Origin of the sequence: Kribbella sp. NPDC003557 (assembly GCF_040610805.1) — a bacterium.
Lineage (GTDB): Bacteria > Actinomycetota > Actinomycetes > Propionibacteriales > Kribbellaceae > Kribbella.
Window position 1 is genome coordinate 200,917 of the sequence record NZ_JBEXMY010000009.1, and the last position, 16,768, is coordinate 217,684.

Annotated in this window: 21 protein-coding genes; 10 read left to right on the plus strand and 11 right to left on the minus strand. The window is 69.6% G+C overall.

What is annotated here, in order from left to right:
• Nucleotides 1-81 precede the first annotated feature (81 nt).
• Both ABZW60_RS34540 and ABZW60_RS34545 read left to right on the plus strand, forming a co-directional pair.
• On the plus strand, nucleotides 82-840 hold the full coding sequence (locus tag ABZW60_RS34540; RefSeq protein ID WP_355484263.1) for an SDR family oxidoreductase: 759 nt from the start codon (nucleotides 82-84) through the stop codon (nucleotides 838-840).
• Between the two features lie 12 nt (nucleotides 841-852).
• Entirely contained in the window at nucleotides 853-1,308 is a 456-nt protein-coding gene (locus ABZW60_RS34545; RefSeq protein WP_355484134.1) for a MaoC family dehydratase, read from the plus strand.
• Here the strand turns inward: ABZW60_RS34545 and ABZW60_RS34550 are convergent.
• Both ABZW60_RS34550 and ABZW60_RS34555 read right to left on the minus strand, forming a co-directional pair.
• Complete coding sequence (locus ABZW60_RS34550) at nucleotides 1,305-2,192, minus strand: GNAT family N-acetyltransferase (protein ID WP_355484136.1); 888 nt, start codon at nucleotides 2,190-2,192, stop codon at nucleotides 1,305-1,307. The two genes, ABZW60_RS34545 and ABZW60_RS34550, sit on opposite strands and share 4 nt — an antisense overlap.
• A gap of 95 nt (nucleotides 2,193-2,287) precedes the next feature.
• A complete protein-coding gene (locus ABZW60_RS34555) occupies nucleotides 2,288-3,193 on the minus strand; it encodes a GNAT family N-acetyltransferase (protein ID WP_355484137.1) in 906 nt (301 codons plus the stop codon).
• 203 nt (nucleotides 3,194-3,396) lie between these two features.
• Here ABZW60_RS34555 and ABZW60_RS34560 point away from each other — a divergent pair, with 203 nt between their 5' ends.
• On the plus strand, nucleotides 3,397-3,927 hold the full coding sequence (locus ABZW60_RS34560) for a hypothetical protein (RefSeq protein ID WP_355484139.1): 531 nt from the start codon (nucleotides 3,397-3,399) through the stop codon (nucleotides 3,925-3,927).
• On the opposite strand, the gene ABZW60_RS34565 is transcribed toward ABZW60_RS34560, so the two are convergent.
• Entirely contained in the window at nucleotides 3,918-4,889 is a 972-nt protein-coding gene (locus ABZW60_RS34565; protein ID WP_355484141.1) for a WYL domain-containing protein, read from the minus strand. The two genes, ABZW60_RS34560 and ABZW60_RS34565, sit on opposite strands and share 10 nt — an antisense overlap.
• Nucleotides 4,890-4,943: 54 nt before the next feature.
• Between ABZW60_RS34565 and ABZW60_RS34570 the strand changes: the two genes are divergently transcribed.
• Entirely contained in the window at nucleotides 4,944-5,513 is a 570-nt protein-coding gene (locus ABZW60_RS34570) for a TIGR03086 family metal-binding protein (RefSeq protein ID WP_355484142.1), read from the plus strand.
• Here ABZW60_RS34570 and ABZW60_RS34575 read toward each other — a convergent pair.
• From ABZW60_RS34575 to ABZW60_RS34585, 3 genes are read right to left on the minus strand one after another with little or no spacing between them, the layout of a single operon-like run.
• Nucleotides 5,510-6,262 (minus strand): SDR family oxidoreductase, encoded by a 753-nt coding sequence (locus tag ABZW60_RS34575; protein ID WP_355484144.1) that lies wholly within the window; start codon nucleotides 6,260-6,262, stop codon nucleotides 5,510-5,512. The two genes, ABZW60_RS34570 and ABZW60_RS34575, sit on opposite strands and share 4 nt — an antisense overlap.
• Nucleotides 6,262-7,482: an acetyl-CoA C-acetyltransferase gene (locus ABZW60_RS34580; RefSeq protein ID WP_355484146.1), complete on the minus strand. Its 1,221-nt coding sequence runs from the start codon at nucleotides 7,480-7,482 to the stop codon at nucleotides 6,262-6,264. Before ABZW60_RS34580 ends, ABZW60_RS34575 begins: the two co-directional genes overlap by 1 nt.
• A gap of 12 nt (nucleotides 7,483-7,494) precedes the next feature.
• The gene (locus ABZW60_RS34585) at nucleotides 7,495-8,640 is read right to left on the minus strand and encodes an acyl-CoA dehydrogenase family protein (protein ID WP_355484148.1); all 1,146 of its coding nucleotides are present in this window, start codon (nucleotides 8,638-8,640) and stop codon (nucleotides 7,495-7,497) included.
• Nucleotides 8,641-8,713: 73 nt separating this feature from the next.
• Between ABZW60_RS34585 and ABZW60_RS34590 the strand changes: the two genes are divergently transcribed.
• A complete protein-coding gene (locus ABZW60_RS34590) occupies nucleotides 8,714-9,313 on the plus strand; it encodes a TetR/AcrR family transcriptional regulator (RefSeq protein WP_355484151.1) in 600 nt (199 codons plus the stop codon).
• A gap of 48 nt (nucleotides 9,314-9,361) precedes the next feature.
• On the opposite strand, the gene ABZW60_RS34595 is transcribed toward ABZW60_RS34590, so the two are convergent.
• The gene (locus ABZW60_RS34595; protein ID WP_355484153.1) at nucleotides 9,362-9,931 is read right to left on the minus strand and encodes a YceI family protein; all 570 of its coding nucleotides are present in this window, start codon (nucleotides 9,929-9,931) and stop codon (nucleotides 9,362-9,364) included.
• A 147-nt stretch (nucleotides 9,932-10,078) separates the two neighbouring features.
• Here ABZW60_RS34595 and ABZW60_RS34600 point away from each other — a divergent pair, with 147 nt between their 5' ends.
• The 3 genes from ABZW60_RS34600 to ABZW60_RS34610 are packed head-to-tail and all read left to right on the plus strand — an operon-like array spanning nucleotide 10,079 to nucleotide 12,266.
• Nucleotides 10,079-10,537, plus strand: a complete 459-nt coding sequence (locus tag ABZW60_RS34600) for a MarR family transcriptional regulator (protein WP_355484265.1) — start codon at nucleotides 10,079-10,081, stop codon at nucleotides 10,535-10,537.
• Between the two features lie 55 nt (nucleotides 10,538-10,592).
• Nucleotides 10,593-11,465, plus strand: coding sequence for an aminoglycoside phosphotransferase family protein (locus ABZW60_RS34605; protein WP_355484154.1), 873 nt, complete (start codon nucleotides 10,593-10,595; stop codon nucleotides 11,463-11,465).
• A 30-nt stretch (nucleotides 11,466-11,495) separates the two neighbouring features.
• A complete protein-coding gene (locus tag ABZW60_RS34610) occupies nucleotides 11,496-12,266 on the plus strand; it encodes a hypothetical protein (RefSeq protein ID WP_355484156.1) in 771 nt (256 codons plus the stop codon).
• Between the two features lies 1 nt (nucleotide 12,267).
• On the opposite strand, the gene ABZW60_RS34615 is transcribed toward ABZW60_RS34610, so the two are convergent.
• From ABZW60_RS34615 to ettA, 4 genes are all read right to left on the minus strand, one after another.
• Complete coding sequence (locus ABZW60_RS34615; protein ID WP_355484158.1) at nucleotides 12,268-12,888, minus strand: dihydrofolate reductase family protein; 621 nt, start codon at nucleotides 12,886-12,888, stop codon at nucleotides 12,268-12,270.
• Complete coding sequence (locus ABZW60_RS34620) at nucleotides 12,885-13,364, minus strand: SRPBCC domain-containing protein (RefSeq protein ID WP_355484160.1); 480 nt, start codon at nucleotides 13,362-13,364, stop codon at nucleotides 12,885-12,887. The genes ABZW60_RS34615 and ABZW60_RS34620 overlap by 4 nt, the downstream gene beginning before the upstream one ends.
• Nucleotides 13,361-13,690, minus strand: coding sequence for a metalloregulator ArsR/SmtB family transcription factor (locus ABZW60_RS34625; RefSeq protein WP_355484162.1), 330 nt, complete (start codon nucleotides 13,688-13,690; stop codon nucleotides 13,361-13,363). Before ABZW60_RS34625 ends, ABZW60_RS34620 begins: the two co-directional genes overlap by 4 nt.
• 106 nt (nucleotides 13,691-13,796) lie before the next feature.
• Nucleotides 13,797-15,479 (minus strand): energy-dependent translational throttle protein EttA, encoded by a 1,683-nt coding sequence (ettA, locus tag ABZW60_RS34630; RefSeq protein ID WP_355484164.1) that lies wholly within the window; start codon nucleotides 15,477-15,479, stop codon nucleotides 13,797-13,799.
• Nucleotides 15,480-15,586: 107 nt separating this feature from the next.
• Here ettA and ABZW60_RS34635 point away from each other — a divergent pair, with 107 nt between their 5' ends.
• A complete protein-coding gene (locus tag ABZW60_RS34635) occupies nucleotides 15,587-16,048 on the plus strand; it encodes a single-stranded DNA-binding protein (RefSeq protein ID WP_355484166.1) in 462 nt (153 codons plus the stop codon).
• Between the two features lie 81 nt (nucleotides 16,049-16,129).
• The gene (locus tag ABZW60_RS34640) at nucleotides 16,130-16,747 is read left to right on the plus strand and encodes an SRPBCC family protein (protein ID WP_355484167.1); all 618 of its coding nucleotides are present in this window, start codon (nucleotides 16,130-16,132) and stop codon (nucleotides 16,745-16,747) included.
• The last annotated feature ends 21 nt before the right edge of the window (nucleotides 16,748-16,768 follow it).

The window sequence follows — 16,768 nt, forward strand, 5'->3', positions numbered from 1 at the left end:
ATCATGTCATCCGGGGTACTTCCCGGGTGACTGACCGTGGGTAATGTCATCTCCGGCAGACCAGTGGACCGAATGGAGTGGTTGATGAGTACGCAGCGGGTGGCGATCGTGACCGGGGCGGCCCGGGGAATCGGCGCGGCCGTCGCGCAGCGGCTCGCGGCGGACGGTCACGCCGTCGCGGTCATCGACCTCGACGAGGGCGCCTGCGAGGCGACCGTGAAGGCGATCACCGAGGCCGGCGGCACGGCGATCGGCGTCGGCGCCGACGTCAGCAAGTCCGACCAGGTCGCGGCCGCGGTCGAACGCGTGGCCGCGGAGCTCGGCGCGCCGACGATCCTGGTCAACAACGCCGGCGTGCTGCGGGACAACCTGCTGTTCAAGATGTCCGAGGACGACTGGGACACGGTCATGTCGGTGCACCTCAAGGGCAGCTTCCTGATGTCGAAGGCCTGCCAGGCGCACATGGTCGAGGCCAAGTACGGCCGGATGGTCTTCCTCTCCTCGACCTCGGCCCTCGGCAACCGCGGCCAGGCCAACTACGCGTCCGCCAAGGCTGGTCTGCAGGGCCTGGCGAAGACGCTCGCGATCGAGCTGGGCAAGTTCGGTGTCACCGCGAATGCGATCGCGCCGGGCTTCATCGAGACCGACATGACGGCGGCGACCGCGGCCCGGGTCGGCGTCGACTTCGAGGAGTTCAAGAAGGCGACCGCCGCGAGCATCCCCGTGCAGCGGACCGGCAAGCCGGAGGACATTGCCGCCGCCGCCTCGTTCTTCTGCAGCGAGGAGGCCGGTTTCGTCTCCGGCCAGGTCCTGTACGTCGCCGGCGGACCGCGGAACTGAGGGGCGAAGCGCATGCCGCAGACGTTCAACGGCGTCGACGAGGTGGTGCACGCGGTCGGCACCCAGCTCGGTGAGACCGAGTGGCTGGAGATCACCCAGGAGCAGGTGAACCAGTTCGCCGAAGCGACCGGCGACCACCAGTGGATCCACGTCGACGTCGACCGCGCCGCCAAGGGGCCGTACGGCGGGACGATCGCGCACGGTTACCTGACCCTGAGCCTGATCGCCCGCTTCGGCGAGGAACTGTTCAAGGTCGACGGCGTCACCGCGAAACTCAACTACGGCGTCAACAAGGTCCGCTTCCCCGCCCCGGTCCCGGTCGGCACCCGCGTCCGCGCCGGCGCCACGATCGCGAACGCCGTCCAGACCCCGGCCGGCGTCCAGGTCTCGCTGAACTGGGTGATCGACCTGGAGAACTCCACCAAACCGGCCTGCGTCGCCGAGACCGTCGTCCTGCTCGTCCCCTAGAGCGGGCAGATCAGCACCGCGTGGGTTGCGATGCGGTGGTAACCGAGCCAATCGTTGACGGCGATCATAGGGGTGTTGCCGTCGTAGTTGGCGGTGTAGGCGCCTTGTACCCCTGCCTCGGCGGCGCGGTGCAGGGCGGCGGCCTTGACCAGTTTGGCCAGGCCGCGGCCGCGGAACTCGGGCAGCGTGGACGTCATCTTCGACCAGATCATCGTGTGGTCGCCGAGTCCCAGCGTGAACGCGACGACCCGCCCCTCGTACACGGCGGCGACGCTCAGATCGAGCACCGTGTCCGGGTTCCGCCAGACCCCCGCCAGCCAGTCCTCGTACGGCCGGGTGGAGATCTTCGCGTCGCCCGGCTTGGTGCGCTGGGCAACCATGTCGGCCTCGTACAGCAGCCGCGGATCGACGGCGCCGGCCGCCATCAGCTCCACGCCGCTCGGGACCTCGGGCAGCTCGGGCACCTTCCGCGGGTCGATGCCCGCGTAGTGCACCTGCCGTGTCTGCCGGTACCCGAACCGGGCCGCCCAGGCGACCGATCCCGGGTCCGCGAACACCCGTGCCGACGTCGCGCCGGCCGCCCGCAGGTTCGCGTGCGTTGCCTCCAGCAACCGCGTCCCGATCCCCCGCCGCCGGTGCTCCGGCCGGACCAGCACCCGTAGCTCACCGTCCAGCGGGTCCGAGCCGGCGATCAGGCCGCACGTCGCCCAGCCCGCGAGTACGGCGTCGTCGCCGACGGCCGCGAACGTGCCGCGGCCGGGTTCGTTCCCGCGGCCGAGCCGGCGGTCGAGCGCGCCCCGGGTGGTCACCAGGTACGGCACCAAAGCGTCGTGCAGCGCGACCGCCGCGTCCACATCCCCCGGCTCAGCCGCCCTGATCTCCATCTGAAACTCCTTGGGCACTCCAACGACAGCGAGGTCCCCCGGAATCTAGCGCCATTTCAGGTGCATACCGGAAGTGAACCCATTACAGCTCTGTCTCAGAGGGTTTTCAGCAGCCCGAGCTCGGTCTGCACCCGGCGGTACCCGAGCCAGTTGTTGACGGCAAGCATCGGGCCGTTCGTGTCGTCGTTGGACGTGTACGCCGAGGTGATCCCGGCGGCCGCCGCCCGCCGGAGCGCGGCCGACTTCACCAGCTTCGCCAGGCCCGCCCCGCGGTAGGCCGGAACCGTGCCGGTCATCCCCGACCACATCCGGTCACCGGCCCGCTCGACCACGGTGAACGCCGCCATCTCGTCGCCGGCCATCGCGCCGACACTGAGCGACCTGTCCACCGACGGGCTGTTCCAGACCTCTTCCAGCCACTGGTCGTAGTCGATCGAGTCCACCGGCGAGTCGCTCGGCTCGTCCAGCGACGCGATCGCGTCGGCCGTGTGGACCGTCCGCGGCTCCACGTCGTCCAGCGACACCAGCTCGATCCCCGCCGGCGTCTCCGGTTGCTCGGGCAGCGGCGCCGTCAGGTCGACGCCGGCGAAGTGCATCTGCCGCGTGCCGTCGTACCCGCGGTTGCGGGCGAAGTCGAGCCCGTCGGGCTGCACGAACGACCGGACCCGGAGCGCACCGACCTCGGTGAGGTGCTGGTGCAGCCGCTCGGCGAGCTCGCTGCCGATGCCCTGCTTGCGGTGCTCCGGGTGCACGTAGATGCTGAGGCTCGCCTGCCCCGGCTCGCTGGTCCACACGTTGAGCCCGGCCGACGCCCAGGCGACGATCTCGCCCTCGCGGTCGGCGACCAGCGGCAGGAACCGCTCCTTCGGCGACTGCGCGGTGATCATGTGCCGCGTCGCCGCGGCCGACATCACCTTGTACGGCGCGACCACCGCCCGCACCGTCGCCACCGCCTCGGCGTCGTCGCCCACCGCCTGCCGTACCACCGCCCGGGTCCTCATGACCCGGACCCTAACCAGCGGGCCTGAGGGCCGCCACGGATTAAGTGACAGGATCGCGTGCGTCCCGTGATTCGGATGTGCGCCGGACTCGTACTAGAGTGGCGCGGTGCTGTCGGACTGATCGCCCCGACCGCCGGAAGTGCCATCGTGGTTCCACGCGACGGGGTCACCGGCGGCGGGGCGTCCGCATCTAGGCTTGCCTCATGCAGATCCTCGACGGTGCGGCGGCCGCCCGCACTCTCGCCGGCCTGATGGTCTCCGACGCCCCGCGCCCCGAGTTCGCCGACGCGTTCGGCCCGTTCGCCCCGTTGATCGGCAGCTGGGACCTCGACGTCGCCTGGTACGACGACAGCGGTGCCGTCGTCCGGCAGACCAAGGGTGAATGGCATTTCGCGTGGGCGCTCGACGGCCGCGCGGTCGCCGACATCTGGATCACCCCGAGCCGGGCAGCGCGGGCCACCGACGGCGACGGCGAGTGGGGCCTGTCGATCCGCATCTACGATCCCGAACTGCAGGCGTTCCGCTCGACCTGGATGGGTCCGAAGGCGGCGTTCGTGATGCCGTTCGTCGCACGCGCGACCGCGGACACCATCACGCTCGAGTCGCAGACCGCCAGTACCCGTTGGCAGTTCACCGGCATCACCAGCACCGGCTTCCACTGGCGCAACGAGGACATCGATGCCGACGGCACCGTGATCCTGCGGCAGACGTTCGTGGCCACCCGTCAGCCGTAGGTCGCCACCGCCGCCTGCGCCAACTCGAGCATGCGCGCCCTGATCCCGGCCGGCTCCAGCACCTCGACATCACCCGCGAACCCCAGCAGCACCCCGCACGCCGCCTCGCGGACGCGGAAGTGCATCCGCAGATGCGGCCACTCGTCGTCGCTCGGTACGTCGCGCGCCACCTCCCCCTTGGCCAGCATCGGCGTCGCGATCCGCCGTACCATCTCGACCCGCTCCGGCCGCACCCGAACCAGGACGTCGACGCCGACCGGCATCTGCTGCTCGAGTCCTGATCGCAGCCGCTCCCACTCGGCGCGGACGTCCAGCCCTTCCGGCCGCTCCGCCGCCTCGTCGAGTACGTCGGCCTGCTCGACGCGGGACACCCGGTACATCCGCGCGGCGCCACGATGCGCCGCCACCAGATACCACCTGCCCGCCTGCTCGACGAGACCCCACGGGTCGACAGTTCGTTGCTGAACGCCCTCACTCGCCGACGCGTACCGAAGCCGTACCCGCCGGCGTGTGACGACCGCCTGCCGCAGTACGGGCAACGCGCCGGTGTCCTCGGCGTCGGCGAACCACCGCCGCCGGTCCACGACGATCGCGCCGGACAACGCGTCCGCGTCCCCCTGCAACTCGACCGGCAACGTCGCGGACAGCTTCCCCATCGCCGAGTGCAGCGCGTCCCGCAGCCCGAGCTCCTCCGACAACGCCGCGCGCCCGGACCAGGCGAACAACGCTTGCGCCTCACGCGGCGTCAGCTCGCTCACGTCGGCGCGGTACCCGGGCAGCAGCACGCAGCCCCCGTTGCGCCCGCGCTCGGAGTACACCGGGACGCCGGCCGCCGACAGCGCTTCCATGTCGCGCATGACGGTCCGCGTCGACACTTCCAGCCGCTCGGCCAGCTCCCGCGCGCTCAGCCGCTCGTGCCGCTGCAGCAACAAGATGATCTGCAACAACCGGTCCGCTCGCATGTCACCAACAATATGGGACAGAAGATGTCACATATACGGCTCGAAGCTGTCTCCATGAACAACTTCGATCCCCGCCCACTCTTCGTCCGCGCCCTCGACCAGACCCAGCAGTTGATCGACGGCACCGAGCTCGAGACCCTCGACCTGCCGACGCCGTGCACGGAGTACGACGTCCGCACCCTGCTCGGCCATCTGCTCACGGTCTCGGCGCGGATCAATCTGGCGCTGCGCGGCGGCGACCCGCTGACCATCCCCGTCGTCACCACAGGGGTCGACGACGTACCGGCTGCCTGGAAGGAGCGCCGCGTCGCCCTCGACTCCACCCTCGCCGACGACTCGGTCCTCGGGCGGACCTGCAAGCTGCCTTGGGGCACCTTCCCTGGCGCGGCAGCCATTGGCGCGTATACAGGTGAGCTCGCGACCCACGCCTGGGACCTGGCCACAGCGACCGGACGCCGTGACCAGCTCGACGAGGACCTGGCGGCACAGGTGCTGCCGATGGTTCGTCAGTACGTCCCGGCCGAGCAGCGCGGCGGGCACGTCCCGTTCGGCCCGGTCGTCCCAGTGGCCGCCGACGCGCCGCCGTACGACCAGCTGGCGGGCTGGCAGGGCAGGCAGGTCTAGGCGATCCCGCCGTTCAGCATCAGCCCGCCGTCGATGGTGATGGTCTGGCCGGTGATCCACGACGCCTCGTCGGACAACAGGAACCACACCAGCGAGGCGACGTCCTCCGGCCGGCCCAGCCGTCCCAGCGGGTACGTCGAGGCGACCTTGTCCTCACGGCCTTCGTACAGGGCTCCGGCGAACTTGGTCTTCACCACAGCCGGGGCCACGGCGTTGACCCTGATCTCCGGAGCCAGCTCGACGGCCAGCTCCTGTGTGACCCGGGACAGCATCGCCTTGGTCGCGCCGTACCACCCGATGCCGGGCGACGGGGCCTGACCGGCCACCGAGGACAGGTTGACCACGGCCCCGCCGTGCGCGCGCATCCACGCGTCCCGGCAGGCCCGCACCCAGGCGATCGCGGCCAGCACGTTGGTGTCCACCATCTTGGCCGCGACCGCCTGGTCGACGTCGAGCAGCTTCCCGTAGATCGGGTTGATGCCGGCGTTGTTCACCAGGAGGTCCACCGAGCCGTACGTCGCCACCGCGGCCGCGACCACCTGCGACCGGTGCTCCGGGTCGGCCGCCTTACCGGCGACCGCGAGCGCGTGCTCCCGGCCGCCCAGGGCCTCGACCGCCTGGTCGAGGGTCTCCTGGGTCCGGCCGGTGATGACGACCCGCGCGCCGTCGGCCACCAGGCGCTGGGCGATCGCCAGCCCGATACCGCGCGAGGCTCCGGTGACGATCGCCGTCCGGCCGTCGAGGCTCATCAGCTGAGGCGCTCGAGAACGATCGCCATCCCCTGCCCGCCGCCGACGCACATGGTCTCGAGGCCGAACTGCTTGTCCTCGAACTGCAGACCGTTGACCAGCGTGGTCATGATCCGCGCACCGGTCGAACCGAACGGGTGGCCGAGCGCGATCGCGCCGCCGTGCACGTTCAGCTTGTCCTCGTCGATCCCGAGCTCACGCGCCGACCCGATCACCTGGACCGCGAAGGCTTCGTTGATCTCGACCAGGTCGATGTCGTTGATGCTCATCCCGGCCCGCGCCAGCGCCTGCTTCGACGCCTCGACCGGCCCCAGGCCCATGATCTCCGGCGACAGACCGCTGACCCCTGTCGACACGATCCGCGCCAGCGGCGTCAGGCCGAGTTCGCGGGCCTTGGTGTCGCTCATGATCACGACCGCCGCGGCGCCGTCGTTCAGCGGGCAGCAGTTGCCGGCCGTCACGGTGCCGTCGGGGCGGAACACCGGCTGCAGCTGGCTGACCTTCTCCAGCGTCGTCCCGGCGCGCGGCCCGTCGTCCTTGCTCACCACGGTCCCGTCCGGCAGCGTCACCGGCACGATCTCCCGCTCGAAGAACCCGTTGCCGATGGCCTTCTCGGCGAGGTTCTGCGAGCGGACCCCGAACACGTCCTGGTCCTCACGGCTGATCCCCCGCAGCGTCGCCACGTTCTCCGCGGTCTGGCCCATCGAGATGTAGATGTCCGGGACCAGCCCGTCCTGGCGCGGGTCGTGCCAGGTGTCGTTGGTCTCGGCGTACTTCTCGGTCCGCGCGACCGCGTCGGTGAAGAGCGGGTTGAAGGAGCTCGGGTCGCCGACCCCGGCGGAGCCGAAGTTCTTGTACCGCGAGACGCACTCGACGCCGGCGCTGACGAAGATGTCGCCCTCGCCGGCCTTGATCGCGTGGTACGCCATCCGCGCGGTCTGCGTCGACGACGCGCAGAACCGGTTGACCGTGGTCGCCGGCGTGTTGTCCCAGCCGAGCTGCACCGCGACGCGACGCGCCATGTTGCCGCCGTGCTCGTCGTGCGGCTCCGCACAGCCGAGCGCGAGGTCCTCGATCTGGTCGCCGGTCAGTCCTGCCTTGCCGACCGCCGCCTGGATCATCTGGACGGCGAGGTCGTCCGGCCGGATCGTGGTCAGCGATCCCTTGTACGCACGGCCGATCGGCGACCGGGCCGTGGACACGATGACTGCTTCAGGCACAGCAATTCCCTTCTACAGGCCGAGGTCGCGGCCGATCAGCTCTTTCATGATTTCGTTGCTTCCGGCCCAGATCTTGGTGACGCGGGCGTCGCGCCAGGCGCGGGCGACCCGGTACTCGTTCATGTAGCCGTAGCCGCCGTGCAGCTGGACGCAGGCGTCCAGGATCTCGTTCTGCACGTGGGCGCTCCACCACTTGGTCTTCGCCGCGTCCACCGCGGACAGCCGGTCCTCGTCGTGCGCGACGATCGCGTTGTCGACGTACGACTGGGTGACCTCGGCCTTGGTGACCAGCTCGGCGATCAGGAACTTGTTGTACTGGAACGAGCCGACCGCCTGGCCGAACGCCTTGCGCTGCTTCACGTAGTCGATCGTCTCGGCGAGGATCTGCGTCGCGTGCGCGATGTTCGACACCGCGGCGCCGATCCGCTCCTGCGCCAGCCGCTCCATCATGTGGATGAAGCCGCGGTCCAGCTCGCCGAGCACGTTGCCGTCACCGACGAACAGGTCCTCGAAGAACAGCTCCGACGTACCGGACTCGGTCTGGCCGACCTTGTCGAGCTTGCGGCCGCGGGCGAAACCCTCCATGCCCTCCTCGACCACGAACAGCGTGATGCCCTTCGCGCCCTTGGCCGGATCGGTCCGCGCGGCGACGATCACCAGGTCGGCCATGTCACCGTTGGTGATGAACGTCTTCGACCCGTTCAGCACCCAGCCGCCGTCGGCCTTCTTCGCTGTGGTCTTCAGCGCGGCCAGGTCCGAGCCGCCGGACGGCTCGGTCATCCCGATCGCGGCGACATACTCACCGGCGCAGAACTTCGGCAGCCAGCGCTGCTTCTGCTCCTCGGTCCCGAGGTCCACGAAATACGGCGCGGCGCAGTCGTAGTGGATGCCGAAACAGCTCGACAGCGACGCGGAGACCTTCGACACCTCCTCGGCGAACACCGCGTTGAACCGGTAGTCGCCGACGCTCGAACCGCCGTACTCCTCCGGCACGTCGAGGCCGAGGAAGCCCTGCTTCCCGGCCTCCAGCCAGGCGGCGCGGTCGATCGTCTTCTCGTCGAGGAACTGCTCCATCCGCGGCACCAGCGAGCGGTCGCAGTACTCCTTCGCGCTGGCGCGGAACGCATGGTGGTCCTCGCCGAAGATGACGCGCTCCATGGGGCCTCCCCGAGGATTGAGACAAATGGCTAAGCGCTTGCTTAGCTTCACGCGTTTGGTGCAAGGTGTCAACGTGTCCGCAGTCACCGATCCCCTCGTGTGGGAACACGTCCAGCCGGCCGCGGCCCGCCGGCTGCTGACCGGCGCCGTCGACGCCTTCGCCGAGCGCGGCTACCAGGCGACGACCACCCGCGACATCGCCTCCCGCGCCGGGATGAGCCCCGCCGCCCTGTACGTGCACTACCCGTCCAAGGAGCGCCTGCTCTTCGAGATCAGCCTCTACGGCCACAACGCGGCCCTGGACGTGCTGCGGTCCGCCGACGCCGGGCCCACCCCAGCGGACCGCCTCCGCGCCCTGGTCGCGGCGTTCACCGCCTGGCATGCGCAGCACCACACCATCGCGCGCGTCGTCCAGTACGAGCTGGCCGCCCTCAGCCCCGAGCATCTGGCCGAGGTCGCGACGATCCGCCGCGCCATCTCGACGCAGATCGAGCAGGTGCTCGCGGACGGGGTCGCCGACGGCTCCTTCGCCGTCACGGACCTGCCAGGGACGACACTCGCCGTCCTCTCGCTGTCCATCGACGTCGCCCGCTGGTACACGCCGCACCGCGGCGACCCCGAGGCACTCGGCAAGCTGTACGCCGACCTCGCGCACCGCATGGTCCAGGCATAGCAAAGACCCCGCACCGGGCCGGCGCGGGGTCTTTCGGGTTTGCTGGGGTCAGGCCTGCAGCGCGGCCTGGACGTCGAGGTGGATGTCCACCTTGTCACCGATCAGCAGCTTGCCGCCCTCGAGCGGCACGTTGAAGTCGATGCCCCACTCCTTGCGGCTGATCGACGCGGAGGCCTCGAAACCGATGATGGTCTGGCCGTAGGCGTTCTGGTCGACGCCGAGGAACTCGACCGCGAGCTCGATCGGCTTGGTGACGTCCTTGATGGTCAGCTCGCCGGCCAGGACGTAGTCGTCGCCCTCGGGCTTGATGGCGGTGCTGACGAAGGTCATCTTCGGGCTGTTCTCGGCGTCGAAGAAGTCGCCGGAGCGCAGGTGCCCGTCGCGCTGCTCGCTGCGGGTGTGCACCGACGCCAGCTCGATCGCGACGTTGGTCGTGGACTCCTCGATGCTGTCCTTGACGACGATCTCGCCGCTGAACTCCTGGAAGGTGCCGCGAACCTTGGTCATCAGGTGGCGGACGGTGAAGCCGACCTCGCTGTGCGCGGTGTCGAGGGCGTACGTGCCGGCGACCAGGCCGGGGATGCTGCTGGTCGGGGTGCCGGTGGTGGTGTCGCTCATGGGGTCCTCTCGGAAGGGGTCGTACTGGTCGGGGGCGACGCAGCCTCGGTAGTTAAAACTTCAACCGATGACTACGACAGTAGGCAGTAACGGTTTAAAAGTCAACTACATTCCCGCTACACTGTTCCCGTGACGATGGAGACTGAGATGGACCGGGGGACTCGGTGGCTCGACGCCGAGCAGCAGGTGGCGTGGCGTGCGTACCTGCTGGGCACCGCACGCCTGATGGCCAAGCTGGACGACGACCTGCGCCAGTTCGGCCTCGGTATCAACGACTACGAGATCCTGGTCAGGCTCTCCGAGGCGCCCGACCGGCGGCTCCGGATGGCCGACCTCGCCGACCGGCTGCACCAGAGCCGGTCCCGCCTGACGCACACCGTCGGCCGTCTCGAGGCCGCCGAGCTGGTCCGTCGTACGTCGTGCACGAGCGACAAGCGCGGCGTCTGGGCCGAGCTGACCGACGCCGGCTTCGCGCTGCTCGAGCAGGCGGCGCCGTTCCACGTCGACGGTGTCCGGGAGAACCTGGTCGACCTGGCCAGCCCCGAGGACTTCGCCGCCGTCGGCCGGGTCTTCGACGCCGTGTCCGAACACATCGGCCAACGCTGAAGCCGTCGGCTAAAGCGTTTGAGACCGGCCGTCCGCGTCGGGGAACCTACTTCGCGTGACGGAATTCCCCCAGGACGGCCGGGCCGGTATCGACGCAGGCCTGGTCCGGCGATTGATCGCACAGCAGTTCCCGCAGTGGGCCGACCTCCCGGTGACGCCGGTCCAGGTCGACGGCTGGGACAACCGGACGTTCCGGCTCGGCGCCACGCTGACCGCGCGGCTGCCCACGCACGCGGGCTATGTGGCGGCGGTGGACAAGGAGCACGCGTGGTTGCCGGTTCTCGGTCCACAGCTCCCGGTCGAGATCCCCGAGGCCGTCGCGAAGGGTGCGCCAGGCGAGGGGTACCCGCATCCGTGGGCGATCCGGCGCTGGATCGACGGCCGGACCGCGTCGCACGAGACCGTGACCGACCTGCCCGGCTTCGCCGAGGCGATCGCTGAGTTCATCCGCGCGTTGCAGGCAGTCGACCCGACCGGTGGACCGCTCGCCGGTGCGCACAGCTTCCAGCGCGGAGGGCCACCGGCGTACTACCACGACGAGACGATCGAGGCCATGGCCGCGCTGAAGGGGCGGATCGACACCGATCTCGCGCGTGAGGTGTGGGACGCGGCGCTGGCGACGGCGTGGGACCGGCCGCCGGTGTGGTTCCACGGCGACATCGCCAACGGCAACCTGCTGGTCCGCGACGGCAGGCTCTCCGCGGTCATCGACTTCGGTACGTCGGGAGTCGGCGATCCCGCCTGCGACCTGGTGATCGCCTACACCTTCTTCTCCGGCGCCTCCCGCGCCGCGTTCCGGGAGGCCGTCGACCAGGACGCCGTCACCTGGGCCCGGGCCCGCGGGTGGGCGCTGTGGAAAGCCCTTATCACCGAGGACCTGCGCGTCGTCGACAACGTTTTGACCGACTATCGGGCGCAGACCGTTTAGCCGGGCGCTCACCGGCGTTACCGTCGGAAGATGTGGTGGTTTCTGGCCGCCTTGGGGGGCGGGACGTTGGCACTCGCGGGCCGGTACGTCTGGGACCGGCGAGCCGCACAGCGCGGTGACGCCGAGGAACTGGAAGAGATCCGCAAGCTGGCCGACGAGGACGTGACGCTGCTCGGCGAGGAGCTGCGGCGGCTGGACGCGCAGGTGGAGGGGCACCCGCTCGACCCGGACACGCGGGCGGACTACCAGGTCGCACTCGACGCGTACGAGGCGGCGCAGCGGGCCGTGAGGAGCATCCGGAAAGCCGAGGGCATCAGCTCGGTCACCGACACGCTGGCGACCGGACGGTACGCGATCGTCTGCGTCCAGGCGCGGATGCAGGGCGATCCGGTGCCGGCGCGCCGGGTTCCGTGCTTCTTCAATCCGCAGCACGGGCCTTCGGTGGCCGACATCGTCTGGACCCAGCCGAAGTTCGGCACCAGGACCGTCCCCGCCTGCGCCCAGGACGCCGCCCGCGTCCGGGCCGGCGAGGAGCCCGAGGTCCGTTACGTCCACTACGGCAGCCGCCGCGTCCCGTACTGGCAGGCCGGCGCCGCCGTCGCGCCGTACGGACAGGGGTACTTCGCGGCGGGCGCCGGCGCCAGCTACATCCCGCTCGCCGGCTTCGAGGCCCAGAGCGGCGCGGCCGGCGGGTGGGGTGACATCGGCGGGCATGGCATCGGCGGTTTTGACGCGGGTGGCTTCGGCGGGGGCGGCATCGACGGGGGCGGCTTGGACGGAGGCGGAGGCGGCGACGGCTGATTCAGACGTACGCCGTGACGCCTTCGTACTCCCCCACCGGAGCGGCACCGACCGCCTCGTACTCGAGCAGCATGAGTCCGGTCGGCGTCGACTCCTGCGCCTGAAGCCTCAGCCCGGCCGCGTCGCCCGGCTGCTCGAACAACCGCCGTCCGGCACCGAGCACAGTCGGCGCGACGACCAGCCGCACCAGGTCGACCAGGCCCGCCTGCAAGAGCGTGTTCCCTAGCCGCGCGCTGCCGTGGATCTGCAGTTCGCCGCCTGGCTGCCGCTTCAGTTCCTCGACGCCGCCGAGGCTGGTCAGCACGGTCGTCGGGTGCCAGGCGCCTTCGGTCAGGGTGGTGCTCACGACGTACTTAGGTAGCGAGTTTATCCGCTCGGTGTACGGATCGCCGGGGTCGGTGATCTGCGGCCAGTCCCGCGCGAACGCGTCGTACGTGCGTCGGCCCAGGAGCAGTCCATCGGCGCGCTGCAGCCATTCGGCGGTCCGGCGTACGAAGAGCTCGTCGATGTACGGGACGAGCCAGCCGCCGCGGGTGAAGCCGTCGCCGGTGTCCTCCGTCGGCGATCCCGGGCCCTGGCTCACACCGTCCAGCGTGACGAACTCCGTCAGTACCAGCTTCATTTCTCCACCAACTTCGCGAGCTGCTCGGTGACCGTTCCCCAGCCGTCCGCGAAGCCCAGCTCCGCGTGGCGGCCGCGACTGGCCGGGTCGCCGTGCCGGGCGATCATCCGGTACGCCGTACCGTCGGCGTGCTCGTCCAGCAGGACCTCGGCCGTCATCGCGATCGGCTGTGGATCCGCCGGACGCCAGGTGCTGTCGATCGCATTCGTGAACGCGATCCGCTCGAGATCGTCGGCCACCAGGACGACCGCCTCGAGATGCGGCACGAACTCGCTGCCGTCCTCGCTGAACCGCGTCACGATCGCCCCGCCCGGCGTCATCTCCAGCCGCTCGACCCGGCAGAGTGCCGGCGCGGGCACCCACCACTGCTCGAAGCGCCGCGGATCGGTCCACGCCCGCCACACGGCCTCCCTGGGCGCCCGGATCACCCGCTCCACCATCAGGTCCAGCTCCGGATCGAACCCCGCACGACTCACGATTCCTCCTCGATGACGAAGCGCTCCAGCCGGTCGGTGCGCTCCTCCCAGATCTGCCGCTGCTCGGCCAGCCAGTCGTCCACCAGTGCCAGCCGCTCGCGGTTGAGAACGCAGGTCCGCACCCGCCCGGTCTTCACGGTGCGGATCAGCCCGTTCGACTCGAGCGTCCGGACGTGCTTCATGAACGACGGCAGCGTGATCGGGAACTCCGCCGCGAGCTCGCCGACACTCGTCGGCCCCCGCCCCAGGCGCCGGATCACGCTGCGGCGGGTCGGATCGGCGAGCGCCACGAAGACGCCTTCGACCTCCGCCTCATACTGTGCCATGAGGCTAAGTATTGCGTCGGGTTGATAGTTAGCGCAAGGGCTAAGTATTGGGAAACGCGAAGGGCCCCGACTCCTGATGTGGAGCGGGGCCCTTCGGGTGTTCTCGCTAGTCGCGCGTGAGCTTGCGGTGGGTGACGCGATGCGGCCGCGCCGCCTCCGGGCCGAGACGCTCGATCTTGTTCGCCTCGTAGGCCGCGAAGTTGCCCTCGAACCAGAACCACTTGGCCGGGTCGTCGTCGCTGCCTTCCCAGGCCAGGATGTGCGTGGCCACACGGTCCAGGAACCACCGGTCGTGGGACACGACCACCGCACAGCCCGGGAACTCCAGCAGGGCGTCCTCGAGCGACTGCAGGGTCTCGACGTCCAGGTCGTTGGTCGGCTCGTCGAGGAGCAGCAGGTTGCCGCCCATCTTCAGCGTCAGCGCCAGGTTCAGCCGGTTCCGCTCACCGCCGGACAGGACACCGGTCGGCTTCTGCTGGTCCGGACCCTTGAAGCCGAACGAGGCGACGTACGCCCGGCTCGGCATCTCGAAGTTCGCGACCTTGATGAAGTCGAGCTCGTCGGACACCTGCTGCCAGACCGTCTTCTTCGGGTCCAGGCCGCCGCGCGACTGGTCGACGTACGAGATCTTCACGGTCTCGCCGAGCTTCAGTGACCCCGCGTCGGGCTGCTCCTCGCCGACGATCATCCGGAACAGGGTCGACTTGCCGACGCCGTTCGGGCCGACGATACCGACGATGCCGGCCCGCGGCAGGCTGAAGCTCAGGCCGTCGATCAGCTTGCGGTCGCCGAAGCCCTTCTCGAGCTTGCTCACCTCGAGCACGGTGCTGCCCAGGCGCGGGCCCGGCGGGATGTTGATCTCGTCGATGTCGAGCTTGCGGTTCCGCTCGGCCTCGGCGGCCAGCTCCTCGTACCGCGCGAGCCGGGCCTTGCTCTTGGTCTGCCGGGCCTTCGCGTTCGACCGGACCCACTCGAGCTCGCGCTCCAGGATCTTCTGCCGCTTGGCGTCCTTCTGGCCCTCGACGACGAGGCGCTGCTTCTTGGTCTCCAGGTACTTCGAGTAGTTCCCCTCGTACCCGTAGGTGCGGCCGCGGTCGAGCTCGAGGATCCACTCGGCGACGTTGTCCAGGAAGTACCGGTCGTGGGTGATCGCCATGACGGCGCCCGGGTACTTCTGCAGGTGCTGCTCGAGCCACAGCACGGACTCGGCGTCCAGGTGGTTGGTGGGCTCATCGAGCAGCAGCAGGTCAGGCTGCTGCAGCAGCAGCTTGCAGAGCGCGACCCGGCGGCGCTCACCACCGGACAGCTTGTCTACGATCGCGTCCGGCGGCGGGCAGCGCAGCGCGTCCATCGCCTGCTCGAGCTGCGCGTCGATGTCCCAGGCGTTGCGGTGGTCGAGCTCGGTCTGCAGGTCGCCCATCTCGGCCAGCAGCGTGTCGTAGTCCGCGTCCGGGTCGGCCAGCTCGGCGGAGATCTCGTTGAAGCGGTCCAGCTTCTGCTTGGTGTCGCCGACCCCCTCCTGGACGTTCTCCAGCACGGTCTTGCCCTCGGTCAACGGCGGCTCCTGCAACAGGATCCCGACCGTCGCGTCCTCGGCCAGCCGCGCCTCGCCGTTGGAGGGCTGGTCCAGCCCCGCCATGATCTTGAACAGCGAGGACTTACCGGTGCCGTTCGGCCCGACCACGCCGATCTTCGCGCCGGTGAGGAAGTTCAGCGTGACGTTGTCGAGAACGACCTTGTCACCGTGCGCCTTCCGGACGTTGCGAAGCGTGTAGATGAATTCCGCCATGCCTAGAGCCTATGTGCTTTCTCCACAGCCACGAATTCGGGCGTCCGATCGGGGCGCGGCAGGTGCATCTTCTCCGTCGACAGCACCTCTTCACGGAAGGCAATCCGATGAGCGTCAACGAAACCTACCTGACAGTCTTCGGCCGCGTCGGCAGCGAACCCGACCTCAGGGAGCGCGGCCAGTCCCCCCACCTGTCGTTCCGCCTCGCCTCCACCCCACGGCAGTTCGACAAGAACCTCGGCTACTTCGTCGACAAGACCACCAGCTGGTTCCAGGTCGAATGCTGGCGCCAGCTGGCCCAGAACACCTTCGACTCCGTCCAACTCGGCCAACCGGTCATCGTCGCCGGCAAACTCCGCACCCACGAATGGAAGGACGACAACGGCGAGCCCCGCAGCCGCCTCGTCCTCGAAGCCATCGCCATCGGCCACGACCTGACCCGAGGCACCACCACCTACACCAAATCCGCGCCGCGAGCTGAGCACGCCGTTCCCGAAGTGACCGCGGCACCGTTCCCCGCCGACGAATTTCCCGTCACGACGCTCCCCCTGGCCGCGGAGGCGGCATGACTATCTCAGCCTTGACTTATATAAGCCTTGCCCGGCATTCTGGGGACCCACGAAGCAGCCGAGCAGGAGAGGGAACCACCCGTGATCGACATCCTCGAGCACATCAACGCGGTCCAGCGCGAGGTCAGCCGGACCGGCGAGACCGTGACGGTGCTGATGCGCCGCTCCTACCGGGCCGAGCCGGCCGAGGTGTGGGACGCCCTGACGGATCCGGAGCGGATGCGGCGCTGGTTCATGCCGGTCAGCGGCGACCTCAAGATCGGCGGCTCGTTCCAGCTGGAGGGCAACGCCGGCGGCGAGATCCTGGAGTGCGATCCGCCGAAGCGGTTCAAGGTGACCTTCGGCGGCCCGACCAGCCTGCTCGAGCTGCGGCTGCTGCCCGGCGCGGACGCCTCGACCGAGCTCGAGCTGGAGCACTCGATGAGCGAGGCCCCGGCACCCGGTGGTTCCGGCGCGCTCTGGGTCGGTCCGGGCTGGGACGGCGGCCTGCTCGGCCTCGCCCTCTACGTCACCGGCGAGCTCCCGGCCGACGCCGACCCGGTCGAGATGGCGAACTCTCCCGAGGTCGTCGACTACAACGAGCAGTCCGTCCGCGCCTGGATCGAGGCGATCCGCGCGTCCGGCACCACGAGCGAGGACGATCTCCTCAGCGCCGCCAAGATCTCCCTGTCCCAGTACGCGCCCGACGCCGAGCTCTGACCGCGCTCGCCGCCGCGACTC